This window comes from Paenarthrobacter sp. FR1 (genome assembly GCF_051106045.1).
GTDB lineage: Bacteria > Actinomycetota > Actinomycetes > Actinomycetales > Micrococcaceae > Arthrobacter > Arthrobacter nitroguajacolicus_A.
Genome location: NZ_JBPFSF010000002.1, coordinates 126,522 through 140,820 on the forward strand (window position 1 = coordinate 126,522; position 14,299 = coordinate 140,820).

Annotated in this window: 14 protein-coding genes and 1 pseudogene; 3 read left to right on the plus strand and 12 right to left on the minus strand. The window is 63.1% G+C overall.

Going from position 1 to position 14,299, the window contains the following annotated elements; genetic code table 11:
• Position 1: 1 nt before the first annotated feature.
• The 8 genes from ACR30Z_RS05250 to ACR30Z_RS05285 form a co-directional block, all read right to left on the minus strand.
• Positions 2–805, minus strand: coding sequence for an SDR family oxidoreductase (locus ACR30Z_RS05250; RefSeq protein ID WP_144647965.1), 804 nt, complete (start codon positions 803–805; stop codon positions 2–4).
• Complete coding sequence (locus ACR30Z_RS05255) at positions 805–1,773, minus strand: dihydrodipicolinate synthase family protein (protein ID WP_434371454.1); 969 nt, start codon at positions 1,771–1,773, stop codon at positions 805–807. Before ACR30Z_RS05255 ends, ACR30Z_RS05250 begins: the two co-directional genes overlap by 1 nt.
• Positions 1,773–2,579, minus strand: coding sequence for an enoyl-CoA hydratase-related protein (locus ACR30Z_RS05260; RefSeq protein WP_434371455.1), 807 nt, complete (start codon positions 2,577–2,579; stop codon positions 1,773–1,775). Before ACR30Z_RS05260 ends, ACR30Z_RS05255 begins: the two co-directional genes overlap by 1 nt.
• Complete coding sequence (locus tag ACR30Z_RS05265; RefSeq protein WP_434371456.1) at positions 2,576–3,844, minus strand: CaiB/BaiF CoA transferase family protein; 1,269 nt, start codon at positions 3,842–3,844, stop codon at positions 2,576–2,578. The genes ACR30Z_RS05260 and ACR30Z_RS05265 overlap by 4 nt, the downstream gene beginning before the upstream one ends.
• Entirely contained in the window at positions 3,841–5,223 is a 1,383-nt protein-coding gene (locus ACR30Z_RS05270; RefSeq protein ID WP_434371457.1) for an FAD-dependent oxidoreductase, read from the minus strand. The genes ACR30Z_RS05265 and ACR30Z_RS05270 overlap by 4 nt, the downstream gene beginning before the upstream one ends.
• Before the next feature lie 9 nt (positions 5,224–5,232).
• A complete protein-coding gene (locus ACR30Z_RS05275) occupies positions 5,233–6,561 on the minus strand; it encodes an MFS transporter (protein ID WP_144647958.1) in 1,329 nt (442 codons plus the stop codon).
• A 164-nt stretch (positions 6,562–6,725) separates the two neighbouring features.
• Positions 6,726–7,325, minus strand: coding sequence for a helix-turn-helix domain-containing protein (locus tag ACR30Z_RS05280; protein WP_018777107.1), 600 nt, complete (start codon positions 7,323–7,325; stop codon positions 6,726–6,728).
• A gap of 90 nt (positions 7,326–7,415) precedes the next feature.
• Positions 7,416–7,796: an Hpt domain-containing protein gene (locus ACR30Z_RS05285; RefSeq protein ID WP_144647957.1), complete on the minus strand. Its 381-nt coding sequence runs from the start codon at positions 7,794–7,796 to the stop codon at positions 7,416–7,418.
• Positions 7,797–8,001: 205 nt separating this feature from the next.
• Between ACR30Z_RS05285 and ACR30Z_RS05290 the strand changes: the two genes are divergently transcribed.
• Entirely contained in the window at positions 8,002–8,169 is a 168-nt protein-coding gene (locus ACR30Z_RS05290; RefSeq protein ID WP_167510391.1) for a hypothetical protein, read from the plus strand.
• On the opposite strand, the gene ACR30Z_RS05295 is transcribed toward ACR30Z_RS05290, so the two are convergent.
• Both ACR30Z_RS05295 and bioB read right to left on the minus strand, forming a co-directional pair.
• Entirely contained in the window at positions 8,133–8,618 is a 486-nt protein-coding gene (locus ACR30Z_RS05295; protein WP_144647955.1) for a very short patch repair endonuclease, read from the minus strand. The genes ACR30Z_RS05290 and ACR30Z_RS05295 overlap by 37 nt on opposite strands.
• A gap of 268 nt (positions 8,619–8,886) precedes the next feature.
• Entirely contained in the window at positions 8,887–9,921 is a 1,035-nt protein-coding gene (bioB, locus tag ACR30Z_RS05300) for a biotin synthase BioB (RefSeq protein WP_434371458.1), read from the minus strand.
• A gap of 195 nt (positions 9,922–10,116) precedes the next feature.
• On the opposite strand from bioB, the gene ACR30Z_RS05305 reads away from it, so the two are divergent.
• Complete coding sequence (locus ACR30Z_RS05305) at positions 10,117–11,844, plus strand: purine-cytosine permease family protein (protein WP_144647951.1); 1,728 nt, start codon at positions 10,117–10,119, stop codon at positions 11,842–11,844.
• 82 nt (positions 11,845–11,926) lie between these two features.
• Here ACR30Z_RS05305 and ACR30Z_RS05310 read toward each other — a convergent pair whose 3' ends face one another.
• Complete coding sequence (locus ACR30Z_RS05310; protein ID WP_018777112.1) at positions 11,927–12,112, minus strand: CsbD family protein; 186 nt, start codon at positions 12,110–12,112, stop codon at positions 11,927–11,929.
• 122 nt (positions 12,113–12,234) lie between these two features.
• Here ACR30Z_RS05310 and ACR30Z_RS05315 point away from each other — a divergent pair, with 122 nt between their 5' ends.
• Entirely contained in the window at positions 12,235–13,179 is a 945-nt protein-coding gene (locus ACR30Z_RS05315) for an SDR family oxidoreductase (RefSeq protein WP_434371459.1), read from the plus strand.
• Between the two features lie 15 nt (positions 13,180–13,194).
• Here ACR30Z_RS05315 and ACR30Z_RS05320 read toward each other — a convergent pair.
• Positions 13,195–14,299: pseudogene (locus ACR30Z_RS05320) on the minus strand (alcohol dehydrogenase catalytic domain-containing protein).

Below are 14,299 nucleotides of genomic sequence, written 5' to 3' on the forward strand. Positions count from 1 at the left end.
GCTAGAGGCTGCGGATCAGGCCGCCGTCGCACCTGAGTGCGACGCCAGTGATGTACGACGCCGGGGCACTGCACAGGAAGGCGGCAGCGGCACCGAACTCGGCGGGTTCACCATAGCGGCGGGCAGGGATGGTCTTGCGCGATTCGAGCCGGATCTCTTCGGCCGTGGTGCCGCGCCGCTTGGCGGCGGCGTGATCCAGCTGGGCAACGCGGTCCGTCGCGATCCGGCCGGGGAGGAGCAGGTTCACGGTCACTTCGTCCAAGGCCACCTCGGCGGCGAGTGTCTTGAGGTAACCGGCCAAGGCGGCGCGACCGGTATTGGACACGGCCAGGTTGGGCAGTGGGGCTGTGACGCCGCTGGATCCGATGGCGAGGATGCGGCCCCAGCGCCTTTCCCTCATCCCGGGCAAGGTGTGGGAGACCAGCGCATGGTGGGGCTTGACCAGAAGGTCAAAGGCCGCAGCGATGTCGTCGGCGCTCAGTGTCGCGGCCGCACCCGGTTTGGGCCCGGGACCGTTGAGGACGAGGATGTCAATGGGTCCAAGGTCCGCTACGGTCTGGTCGACGGCGGATTCGATGCCCTCGTCCGTGGTGAGGTCGGCTTCGATGGCGATGGCGTCGAAACCTGTAGCGCTGGTTCCATAAGCAGCCTGCAATTCAGCCACGATTTCCTTGGCACGGTCCCGACGTCGGCCGACGATGGCCACCCGTACGCCTTCGGCCGCCAAAGCGCGGGCCACGGCCAAGCCCAGCCCACCCGTGGAAGCGGCTACCAAGGCTGTCTTTCCGGAGATTCCCAGATCCATCAGAAGCTCCCCACTGTGGTCTTCGCGGCATCGAGTGCCGCGGCGGCTTCGCGAAGGTGCGTGCCCATGCTGTTGCGGAGGCCTTCAGGGAAGCCTGCCGCGGGTGCCCGGACCCCGGAGTCCTTGATGAGGCCACGTTCGCGAAGGCATTCCTTGCGGATGGCCAACGCCACCTTGGCCTGCTGCTCGAAATTGATCAACGGCAGGTACGGAAGCAACTCGCGGTGGGCGGCCTCGTAGCCGTCCTCCTGCCACGCCTGAACACAGGCGATGAGTGCCTCCGGATAGGAGAAACCGGTCATGGCTCCCGCCGCGCCGGCCATGAGTTCGTCCAGCAGCCCCTGCCCGCCCAGGCCGCCGAAGATCGAAACCTCGACGGCGGCACTCAGTTCCGCGATCGCCACGCTGGTGGGCGGTGCTTCGGCCTTGACGGCAATAACGTACTCGCAGGCGTTCACCACTGAGATCAGGGCCTTGGTGGGGATGCTGACGCCACTGGCCAGCGGGTAGTCCTGCAAGACGACCTTGGCTCCGGTGGCGCGGTGGATGGCGTCCAGATGGGCGATCACCGTCTCTTGCTTGGCCGAGTTGGCCTGCACCATCACAGCTGCGAGCCTGGTTCCGGCCACGTCCTGTGCTGCGAGGACTTCTTCGATGGCCGTCCGGGTGGCCAGGGCGGTCACACCCACCACCAGCGGAAGGGAGGTGCACTCGACGACGGTTTCCAAGACCTGGCGGCGTTCCTCCACCGTCAAGGCGGCTGCTTCCCCGAAGACGCCCAAGACCGTGAGCCCGGTGGCCCCGATGGCTTGGTAATGTTCCACGAGCTCCGACAAGCTGTCCAAGTCCACATCCAATGTGCTGCCCTGGAACGGCGTGGCAACAACGCCCCACACGCCGGGGGCCAGGGATTCGCGCGCAGCAGTCTGCGTCACTGGTATCTCCTTCTGATCGTTCGTGTCTTGCATCAGCGGCCAGGCCAGACCGGCGGACGCTTTTCCTGGAAAGCCCGGACGCCTTCGGCTGAGTCCTCGCTGTCCAGGGCCGCCATCAGGGCGGGGAGGCGCAGCCCGCGAGCTTCCTTGGCCGTGAGATGGGTGGTCTGGGTGACCATCTGCTTCACGGTTCGGACTGACGTGGGGGCGCAGACGAGGATCTGGTCCACCCAGCGCTGCACCGCGGCGTCGAGCTCTTCAGCGGGAACTACCTCGTTGACCAAGCCCATGGACCGCATCTCGGCAGCGTCCGCTTTTCGGCCGGTCAGCAACATGCCCATGGCCTGTGTGTAGGGGATCCGCCGCACCAACTGGTGGATGCCGCCGTCGAGGGCCAATCGCCCAACCCGGGGCTCGGTCAGGCCGAACTTCGCGGTATCGGCCGCCACCACGATGTCTGCGCCGAGCACCATCTCCATGCCGCCGCCCAGGGCGTAGCCGTTGACACGGGCGATCACGGGGACATCCAGTGTGGTGCGAAGGCTCAGGCCGCCAAAGCCGTTGGGATCCAGGCCCGCCCAGTATTCCAACCCGGTCTTGTCCACGGCTGGCGCGGACATGTCCGCGCCCACCGAGAAAGCACGTGAACCGGCACCGGTAATAACCACGGCACGGACCGAAGAATCGCCCTCCAGCTGGTCCCAGATCTCATTGAGCTTGGCCTGGGCGGTGGCGTCCACGGCGTTGAGCACGTGCTGGCGGTCGATGACCACCGTTGCCACGTGGTTCTCGATAGTGAGGGTGACGGTGTCAACGCGCTCCTCAACCGAGGCGGTCATCGGAGGACCCCCAATTGCTGCAGGCGTTCGATGGTGTCCGCATCGAAGCCGTTCTCCAACAGGACCTCCACGTTATGCTCGCCAAGGCGGGGCGCGGCACGGCGGATCGTCGGAGGGGTCGCCGAGAGCCGGATGGGGGCGTTCAGCATGCGGACCGTACCCACGGAGGGGTGTTCCGCTTCCACGATCATGCCGTTGGCCTCCGTCTGTGCATCAGCAAGCGCCTGCTCCAGAGTGTGCACGGGAGCATTGAGCAGCCCCTGCTCCTCGAGCTGGTGAGTCCAGTATTCGGTGGAGTTGGTGGCGATGCGCTCGCGGAAGATCGCCTGCAAAGCGGGCTTGTTCTTGAACTGCTGCTCGAGGCTTGAGAACTCGGGACGCTGTGTCAGGTCTTCGTCCAGTCCCAGCGCGTCGGAGATCCTGGCCAGCGGGTCCGGGGTGAAACCGCCCACCATGCACACGGCGCCGTCGGTGGTTTCGAAGACGCCGCTCAGGGGCATGGCGCCCCAGTTGACCTCGTAGCCCCGGTTGAGCTGCATGCAGGCCTCCTGCATTTGCAGGTGCAGCATGGAGTCGTACATGGTCACTTCCACCTTTTGGCCGGTGCCTGACGTCTCCCGGGTTCGCAGCGCCAGCAGGATGCCCTGCATGAGGTGCATGCCGGTGATGTAGTCGCACAGTGTGGTGGGGTAGATGGCCGGTTTGGTGTCCTCGGACTCGCGGCGCCACATCACCCCTGAGTAGGCCTGGGCGATCGCGTCCTGGCCGCCCTTGTGCGAGTACGGTCCAGCGGGTCCGAAGCCGGTACCGGAGGCCCAGATGACACCGGGGTTGGTGGCCTTGAGTTCCTCGTAGCCGAAGCCCATGCGTTCCATGACGCCGGAGCGGAAGTTGCTGACAACCACGTCCGCGTCAGCCATGAGCCGGTGCAGCACCCCGCGGCCTTCTTCGGTGCGGGTATCCACGGAGACGCTGCGTTTGTTCCGGTTGATGGACAGGAAGATCGGGTTGTCCTGGCCGTCCTGGTCCGGGAACGAGTTGCGCGAAATGTCTCCGGCGCCCGGGCGTTCCACCTTGATGATGTCCGCGCCGTAATCGCCCAGCAGTTGCGTGCAGGACGGGCCCATGAACACCTGTGTGAAGTCCACGATCTTGATCCCGTCCAGAGGGAGCGGGGTAGTTGCCGGGGCAGCCGCGGCGAGTGCCGCCGTCGTGTTTTCCGTTGCCTGTTCCAGGGCCTCGGTATCCAAAGTCACGGTACTCATGCCGGCACCGCTGCGGTCGCGTCGACGGTGGCGTTCGACGACGGGACGTCGCCCGGGTCTGCACCGTGGCGGCGCATGCCTAGCTGGATGTCCGCTGCCGCGACGTCGCGGACCAGGACGTTGTTCTCGACGGCGAGTGCTGCCGCCACGCCGACGGCTTGGCCCATGGCCATGCAAGGCGGAATTTCACGGGACATCTTCTGCGCCTCCGGTGTTGCGGAGTAGTGGCGGCCGGCCACCAGGAGCTGGTCCACTTCCTTGGGCAGCAGCGAGCGGTACGGGTAGTAGTAATCGCGGCCGCGGGCCACGGTGTCCTCGAAGTGGCGGCGCTGCGTGACATCGTCCTTGGTCATGACGTACTCGCCCTGCAGGAGGCGGGTCTGGCGGACACCCATCTGGGAGGCGACGTCCAGCATGTAGCAGTTTTCGAAACCGGGGAGGTTGGCGCGAACGTAGTCCACGGCCTCGGAGATGCGGTCCCGGGCGGCGAATTCCGCAGCCGTCATGTCGGCGGGGTCGACGCCGTCGAATCCTGACATGTGCGGGGCGTTGCACCAGACCACACCGTCGATGGGGGTCTTGAGCCACCACAGTTCCCAGGCACCGCCGAGGAGACGCTTGATCTTGCGGTTGATGGCCCGGGCTTCCTTGGGGTTGGCCTGCTCGAAGGCTTCTGCGGCTTTGGTGTCTACGTTGCCCAGGCGGAAGACCAGCGTGGTGAGGTAGTTGTCCTTGGCGTAGCTGGCGCCGGCACGGGAAGCGACGTCGATGTCGCCGGTGGTGTCGATGACGACGTCGGCCATGAAGGCCTGCGGGCCAAGTTTTGTTTCGCAGATGACGCCCTTGATCACGCCGTTGTCCACGATGGGACGGGAGAACCAGGAGTGCAGGCGCAGGTCCACGCCGGCTTCGCGGACGAGGTCGTTGGACACTCGCTTCCAGCCGTCGGGATCGAACGCTGCGGCGTAGCAGATGGGCTTGGGGTTGGTGTGGGAGTGGAAGTCGAAGGTGCCGTAGCGGCCCCACTTGTTCCAGAGTTCCTCGGAGGTCCTCCGGTCATCGGCGGGCGGAACGATGGCCAGGCCCAGCTTCTGCAGGCGTTCCACATACTCGGAGACGATGCCGGTGACGGTGATTTCCTGGCCGTTGATCATGTCGTCGAGCACCAGGACCATGCCGCCGGAGGCAAGGCCACCCAAGGAGGAGTAGCGCTCCAGGAGCGTGACCTTGGCGCCTGAGCGGGCTGCGGTGACGGCGGCGGCGACGCCTGCGGGGCCACCACCAACCACCAGGACATCGGAACGGGAGATGACCGGGGCAGTGAGGTCCGCCGTCGAAGTGCTGAGTTCAATGGACGTGCTGTGTTCAAGCGTGTTCATGGGGAGTCCTTACTTTCCGACGAAGATGCCGTTGGAGCGGCGTGCGGCGAGGTAGAAAACGATGCTGAGGATGGAGAGGACGGCCACGTAGACCGGGAAGACCCAGGTGAGGTTCAAGGATTGGAACCAGACCAGCAGGTAGGAGGCCGTGCCGCCGAAGAGGGCGACGCCGATTCCGTAGCCAAGGGCCACTCCGGTGCCGCGGATGTTCTTGGGCATCAGGGATGAGCTGACCACGTTGTAGAGGGTCATGTTCAGGACCAGGACAATGGAGCCACCCAAGAGGACTGCGGCGAAGCCACCGATGCCTGGCTGGACGTACATCAGCATGAGGAACACGGACGGGATGGCCAGGATGCGGGTGACCAAGAACCATTTGGACATCGCCTTGCCGTCGGCCAGCTTGCCGATGATCCAGCTGCCCACCACCAGGATGACGCCCAGGATGGTGGTAAGCGCGAAGACGGCGGTGGGATCTTCCTTGAAACCGCTGCGGGCTGCGCTGGGGAGGCCAACGTTCCAGGCGTAGTTGTAGGCCTGTGCTGCTCCCACCACGAAGATGATGGCGAGGACGGACAGCCAGTGCTTTCCGACCCCCTTCCAGACTGCGCGGGGAGTGTTGCTGGCCATTTCCTCTTGTTTGAGGGTTTCGGGCAGGGAACGCCTGAGGTAGAGCACCACGAAGCCGAACAGGGCGCCGATGATGAACGGAACACGCCAGCCCCACTCGGCCATCGCTGCACCGCCAAGGACCAGGCTGCACAGGAAACTGATCAGCGAGGCGAGCAGGATGCCGATGTTCACATAGAAGGACATGATGCCTGCCACGTAGCCTTCGCGGCCTTCCGGTGCCAGTTCCACGGCGTGGGAGGTGGAGAGCGGAGCTTCGATGCCCGTTGAAATTCCCTGCAGGACGCGGCACACCAGGAGGATGATGCCAGCCGCAGGGCCGATGGTGGCGTAACTCGGGGTGATGGCAATGATGAGGGTGGTGCCGGCCATCAGCATGATGGAGAGGAGCATGACCCGCCGCCGACCGATCCGGTCGGCCAGGGTTCCCAGGAGGATGCCGCCCAAGGGACGGAATGCGAATCCGACGGCGAACACCGCCAGGGCGTTCAGCGTGGCTGAGAGGGGATCGGTGTTGGGGAAGAAGTTGGGCCCGATGAAGGCGGACAGGAGGCCGAAGACCATCCAGTCGTACCATTCCAGGGCGTTGCCGAGGCCCAGGCCTAGGAGGCCTTTCCGGACTTCGGGAGTGAATTTTGCGTTCTTTTGGGGCGATGCTTGGGTTTTGGGTGACGGGACTACGCTGTCCGTCGTTTGTGTGTCGAGCATGGAAGTGTCCTTACGCTGACGCCCCGGAGGGCGTGGGAGGGTATGACGCAGCAACGCCTGGTTGAGGAGGCGTTTGATGCGAAAGTGGCAAGGAGTGTCGGCGGCCACGGTGTCGTGTCCGGACAGTTAAGGGAAAACGCTGGCGCCGTACGGGGGCGGCAGGGTTACCACGCGTGTGGTGCGTTGACCCAGATGGCTACGCATACCTCTTCGTAGCTGTTCTTGTACCAGTGCGGGATCTCTGAGGAGTAGGTGATGGAGTCGCCCTCTTCGAGGCTGTAGCAGACGCCGTTCAAGTAGACGTCTTTACGGCCGGAGATGATGTAGCAGAACTCTTCACCGCTGTGCGTAAAAGGGGTGTCGCTGGTGTCATGCCCTGGGGGCGTGCTGATCCATTGTGCTTCGATGCTGCCATCGCGGTTGGGGGTCAGCAGTTCATGTACTGCCTCGCCCACGGACTCGCGGGTGACGTTCTTCAGGTTGCGTCGATCGGATCTGCGGACCACGGGGGACTTTGATTCATCCTGGCCAATGAAGAATCGCCCTACGGGGATGTCCAGGCCGTGGGCCAGCTGGGCCAACGTGGTGAAGGAAGGGTTGGCCATGCCGCGTTCGATCTGGCTGACGATCGCCTGGCTGAGGCCGGTGATGTCCGAGAGCTGGGCAAGGGTCATGCCCTTTGCCTTGCGCATGGTGCGCACCTTGTTTCCGACAGTCGCCAGCAGTTCGCTGGTGGCTGGTGGAGCAGGAGTCTCGGTGGTCATTGCCGCATCCTTCGTTGGTGAGCTAACTCACACAACTATAGTGAAGATCTTTAGCGAGTCAATGGTTTCTCTTCAATAAGGTGAAGAAATTTAGAGGATCGGTGTTTCCAGTTCCGAAATCGTGCCGAACACAAACTGGTCGATCTCCACCACCTGGGGCCTGAGCTCATCCAGATGGTCCGCGTTGGGAAGGAGTCGGATGCTGATCTCCAGCTCCGTAGCGCGGCGGTTCATGCAGACAGCCCCTACCATCTGGCTCGATGTCTTCAGGCTCAACACTGCGTCCATGGCGTCTTCCATGTCCAGGTTTTCCAAGGCTCGATGCAGCCGAGACACTCGCCACGGCAGCAAGGCTACATAGTTTCGGACGAAGGCGCAGATGATGGCTTGGTCGCCCCCAAGCTCGGCCTGGAGTTCGGTGAGGACGGTGCGATCCACCAGGGCATCGGTGCATTCGTCATACTCAGACACCAAACCCCTCCCGCCTCCAAACAATAGATTCACGATTCAACATTAGGACCCGTGGAACTACGCAAGCACCAGAAACCCAAAGCTTGATCCAATCTTGAGCGGACTCAGAGGGAGTCTTGATGGCCCGCCCTGAAAGTAGTGAAGAGCAGGTTGGGGATCACTGATCTGGGGGATGTCAGGCTTGAACCAAGGAGCGGAAAACAGTATGAACAGTGGTGCTCGCCCATCACCGGGCCTTATGGTCATCATCGTCGTCTGCATGGCAGTGCTGCTGGGAATCGGTGGGACAGCTGCCGTCGCGCTGTGGGAACAGGGCAGCCACAGCGCCGGCGTCGATCAGCCCGTCGAGTCTGCCGCAACGTCCGCGCCGTAACCGGCGCTCGCCCCAATACCCGCCTCAAGAAACGCCGTTAGTCTTTCTTCGAGCATCGACCGGTCCTTGAGTTCGCACTCCCATACCGTCAGCACCTCCCAGCCCGCAGCGCGCAGTTGCTCCCGCTGGAGCGCGTCCCGCTCGCGGGTGCGGCTTCTCTTGGCCTCCCAGAACTCCGCGTTGGCTGATGGAGCATTCCTGCCGACTCTGCAGTCGTGGAAGTGCCAGAAACAGCCGTTGACGAAGATGACCTTCTGCCTGCCGGCAAACACCAGGTCCGGCCGGCCGGGCAGCTTGGTACCGCCTGACTGTCCGTGCAGGCGGTACCTGTAACCCTTGGCATGGAGGAGCTTACGGACCAGCAGTTCAGGCTTGGTGTTTTTGCCGCGGATTTTGGACATGTTGCGGCTGCGTTGCTCCTGCGTCAGCAGATCCCGGCTCTCGCCCATAAGACCACCCTACCCAGAGAGTTTTTGTACAGGTAATGGCCTTATGGAGCGCTTTTAGGAGCATTATCTGTACAAAAACTCGTGAGGGGGTGGCGGGAACACTCGGCAGTCCACCCCAACGGCGTGACCTGGACTTTCATCCGCCTCCGGCACAGCGCGCAGTAGCGGGGCGGTTCCATCGCCAACTGCTGCCGACAGCTGTGGTGGGCGTCCGACGTCGGGCTGTCACCTCCGCAGTGTCCGCAATAGGCCGCCCCGGCTGCCATGGTCACAGCGATTTCTGGAATTCCTTGATGGGCATGTTGAGCTCCACCAGGAGGTTGAGGTCGGCATTGGCAGGGCGGCCGAGGGTGGTGAGGTAATTGCCAACGATGACGGCGTTGATTCCGCCCAGAAGGCCGTCGCGGGTGCCGAGATCGCCAAGTGTCAGTTCGCGACCGCCTGCGTAGCGGAGTACGGTGCGCGGCATGGCCAAGCGGAACGCGGCGATGGCGCGGAGGGCATCCTTGCCGTCCATGATTTCCTGGTTTTCCAGGGGCGTTCCCGGGCGTGGGTTGAGGAAGTTCAGTGGGACTTCGTGCGGTTCAAGGGCGGCGAGCTGAGCGGCCAGTTCTGCCCGTTGCGCCAACGACTCACCCATGCCGATCAGGGCGCCGCAGCACAGTTCCATCCCAGCAGCCTTGACCATGGCGCAGGTCTCGAGGCGTTCCTCATAGCTGTGCGTAGTGACGACCTCGGGGAAGTAGCTCCGGGCCGTTTCAAGGTTGTGGTTGTAGCGGTGAACGCCCCACTCAGCCAGCTGGTCCACTTGGCGCTGCGTGAGCATGCCCAGGGAACAGGCGATATTGATGTCCACTTCTTCGTTGATGCGGTCGATCGCGAACTTGATCTGGTTCATGAGCTTGATGTCGGGGCCACGGACTGCCGCGACGATGCAGAACTCCGTGGCACCCGTAGCGGCCGTTTCCTTCGCGGCCTTCACGAGTTCCGGAATGTCCAGCCACACGCCGCGGACGGGGGAGTCGAACAGGCCGGATTGGCTGCAGAAGTGGCAGTCCTCAGGGCATCCGCCGGTCTTGATGGAGATGATGCCTTCCACCTCCACGTCCTCGCCGCAGTGCTTGAGGCGAACTTCGTGGGCGAGTTGCAGGGCAGCTGGGATGGCGTCGTCCGGGAGTTCCAGGATCTCGAGGAGCTGGCCCTCGTCCAGGCCCTCGCCGTGTTCCAGGACCTGCTCCCGGGCGGTGTCGAGGATGGCGTAGGCAATACTTTCCCGGGTTGCCCGGGGTGCTTGGGTGGTCATGTCCTTGACGGTATCCGTGCTGGTGGCGGGCAATTTTGTGGGGTGCGCACAAACGGGGGCGCTGGATTTTGGTGGCGCGTGGGTGGGGGCGGCTGGTGCAGAAGTTACAGCTGTGAAACACGGACGTGACGGAATTGACGCGCTGCGTGACTAGCGTCGTGGGCGAGGCAAAGACCGCGACGAAAGCGACAACGAATGAGTGACGTAGAGACGAGTACCGCAACGCTGGAGCCGACGACGGCGGCCGGCACCGCCGTCGGAATCGGTGCTTCCGGTGTACCACCGGAAGGCAACGCCGACGCCATGAGTGCCGCGAAGGAGAGCCTGGAGGACTACACCCTCCGGTTCGCGCCGCGCTCGTACCGGAAGTGGAGCGCCGGCGTGGTGGCCACCAGCGCCTTGGGAGGCATCGCCTACCTGGCCGACTTCTCCATCGGCGCGAACATCGGCATTGCCTATGGAACTGTGAATGCGATTTTCGGCATCATCGTGGCAGCGGTGATCATCTTCGCGACGGGCTTCCCACTGGCGTACTACGCCGCCCGGTACAACATCGACCTCGACCTGATCACCCGAGGCTCGGGGTTTGGCTACTACGGCTCGGTGGTCACCAACATTATTTTCGCCACCTTCACGTTCATCTTCTTCGCCCTGGAGGGCTCCATCATGGCCCAGGGCCTGCAGCTGGGCCTCGGCATTCCGCAGTGGATTGGCTATGCCGTATCCACCATCATCATCATTCCGCTGGTGATCTACGGGATGAAGACGCTTGCCACGTTGCAGGTGTGGACCACACCCCTGTGGTTGCTGCTCATGGTGGTACCGGTGGGTTACCTGCTCCTGTCCCACCCCGAGAGCATCGACGCCTTCTTCGCGTTCACCGGTGCTTCCGGTGAGGGAGGCCCCAACCTGGCCTCGGTGATGCTGGCTGCCGGCGTGTGTTTGTCACTCATGGCGCAGATCGCCGAGCAGATCGACTACCTGCGCTTCATGCCGCCCAAGACCGCCGACAACAAGGGCGCCTGGTGGCGTGCAGTGATCCTCGCAGGGCCGGGCTGGGTGATCTTCGGCGCCATCAAGCAGATCATCGGCCTGTTCATCGCGATCTACCTCATCGCCAAGCTTGATCCCGCAGCTGCTTCTTCAGCCAATGAGCCGGTCCACCAGTTCCTGGGCGTCTACGAAGAGATGATGCCCGCCTGGCTCGCCATGACGCTCGCGGTGGTGCTGGTGGTCATTTCGCAAATCAAGATCAATGTCACCAACGCCTACTCCGGATCGCTGGCCTGGACCAACTCCTTCACCCGCATCACCAAGACCTACCCGGGCCGCATGGTGTTCGTGGTGGTCAATCTGGTCATCGCGCTGATCCTCATGGAGTCGAACATGTTCGAGTTCCTCAACACCATCCTGGGCTTCTATGCCAACTGCGCCATGGCCTGGGTGGTCACGGTGGCTTCCGACATCGCGATCAACAAGTACCTGCTGAAAATCTCACCCAAGGTTCCAGAGTTTCGCCGCGGCATGCTGTACGCCGTGAACCCGGTGGGCTTCGTGTCCATGCTGGTTTCCGCGGGTGTTTCCATCGCCGTGTTCTTCGGAGCTTTCGGTAGCTCTGTCCAGCCGTTTTCGCCGATCTTCGCCGTGGGCCTGGCGCTGGTCCTGCCGCCCGTGTTGGCTCTGGCGACCAAGGGCCGTTACTACCTGCGGCGCACCGACGACGGCATCGACCTGCCAATGTTCGACGCCGACGGCAATCCCAGCGACGCTAAACTCCTCTGCCACGTCACCGGCCTGGAGTTCGAACGACCGGACATGCTCAGGTCAGGTCAGGACGGGCCCGACGGCGAACCTCAGTTCATCTCGTCCCTCGCCTTGTCAACGGACAAGTCGGGCGAGTTGGTCCTCCCGGCCCAGAAGTAGCCATTCGGTCGTATTGACGCAAACGCCCCGGCCTCCCTTGGGGGAGCCGGGGCATTGTGCTGTGTGGTTAGTGCTGTAGGGCTTACTTGTCGAAGGCGTCCTTAGCGGCATCCTTGACGTTCTCGCCGGCCTGCTTGGTCTTGGCGGCCGCTTGGTCAGCGACACCTTCGGCCTGCAGCTTCTCGTTATTGGTGGCGTCTCCCAAAGCTTCCTTCGCCTTGCCGGTGACTTCCTGGGCCTTGTTGCTGATCTTGTCTCCGAGTCCCATGGGATCTCCTTCGATGTAGTCCAACACTGACAATCGCTAGGCTATCGAGCAATTCTGGGTACTTCCTGAACGTCGGCAGTGCACTCGTTCCCGGTGATAATCAGGATGCTTAGACTGGGCCCATGGCCGAGGATGATCGCAACGAAGAAGCCGGGTTGACTACGGATCTTGACGAGGACATCGCCATGGCCCTGGCCACCAACGTGATCGTCGGCAGGGAAGAGCCGGAAGAACCAGACTCGGATCCGCAGGCAAACCCGCCGTCAGGGGAAATAGCTCCCCAGAGGCAGGGGGACCCAGGCTGGGCTGAGGCCGGGACACCCCATCCGGACCACGGTGAGCAAAGCTACGTGGGGCACCATCGGATGGTGGGGATGCGGACCCTTATCACCGGCGGGAACGGCGGAATCGGCAAGGCCGTAGCCATAGCCTTCGCCCGCGAGGGTGCGGATGTCGCCTTCACCTATCTGCCCGATGCGGAGCAGGATGCGGAGAACACGGTCCAACTGATCGAGGCCGCCGGCAGCAGGGCGTTGGCACTTCCGGGGGACGTGCAGGATGAAGAGTTCTGCCAGGAGGCAGTTGCCCAGACAGCGGAGGAATTCGGCGGCCTTAACGTCCTGGTGAATGCCGAAGGCCGGATGAACACCAGTACAGGATTCGAAGACCTCAGCACGGAACAATTCGACCAGACGGTCAAGACGAACCTTTACGCCCTGTTCTGGATCGTCAGGGCAGCCCTTCCGCATCTGAACCCCGGAGCGGCGATCATCAACACGTCATCCATCCAGGGCTACCATCCGAGTCCGGCGATGATCGACTACGCTGCCACCCAGGCCGCCATCAACAGCATGACGTTCTCCTTGGCAGAGTCGCTCGGGCCGAGGGGAATCCGGGTTAACGCCGTAGCCCCGGGCGCCGACCAGGGCGCCGGCCAGGACATCCCGCTGGGCCGGACTGGGCAGCCTGCGGACGTTGCGGCAGTGTTCGTGCTGCTGGCCAGCGAGGACGCCAGTTACATCTCCGGTTCCGTTGTGGGCGTCACCGGCGGCAAGCACCTTGCTTAGCCTGGCATGAAGGCATCAGGGCTTCAGGACCACCTTGATACAGCCGTCCTGCTTCTTCTGGAATTTCTCGTAGAGCTCCGGAGCCTCGTCAAGGGATCCGGTGTGGGTGACCAACTGCATGACTCCCAGTGGATCGGCGTCGTCCTCTACCAAGGGCAGTAGCTGGTCAGTCCAGCTGCGCACGTTGCACTGGCCCATCCGCAACTGGATCTGCTTGTCGAACATGGTCATCAGGGGCATCGGGTCTGCTTGGCCGCCATAGACGCCACTGAGCGAGATCGTCCCACCGCGTCGCACCAGGTCAATGGCTGTGTGAAGCGCAGCGAGCCGATCGACGCTCATCGTCTCCATGGCCACCTGGGCCGGCTTATCGGGCAAGAGCGACACGGCTTTATGCAGGAAGGAAGCGACGGGCGAGCCGTGGGCTTCCATGCCCACCGCGTCCACCACGGAGTCCGGGCCCCGGCCCAAAGTTTCCTCGCGGATCTGGCCAGCCACGTCCGAGCTGTAGTCCAGGGTCTCAACTCCGTGCTTCTCGGCCATGGCCCTGCGCTCGGGAACAGGGTCAACGCCAATCACCCGGAAACCCTTGTGAACGCCAATCCTTGCGGCGAACTGGCCAACAGGTCCCAGACCGAGCACAGCAAGGGTGCCGCCGTTCGGCACGTTCGCGTACTCCACGGCTTGCCAGGCCGTAGGAAGGATGTCCGAGAGGAACAGGTACCGCTCATCGGGTGCATCGGAATCGATCTTGATGGGGCCGTAGTCTCCGAACGGAACCCGCAGGTACTGGGCCTGGCCACCGGGAACACTGCGACTGCAGGCCTTGGTTGCACATGTAGCAATGCCCACACGAAATGTTGAACGGAACCACCACGCGGTCGCCCTTCTTGAGCCGGTGGACTTCCGCGCCGACTTCCTCCACGATTCCCATGGGTTCGTGGCCAATGACATCGCCCTTATGCATGTAGGGGCCGAGTACTTCATAGAGATGCAGGTCCGACCCGCAAATAGCCGACGATGTGATCCTGACGATCACATCGGTTGGATCCTGGATGGTGGGATCGGGGACGTTTTCGACGCTTACCGAGCGCCGGCCTTGCCATGTCACGGCTTTCAT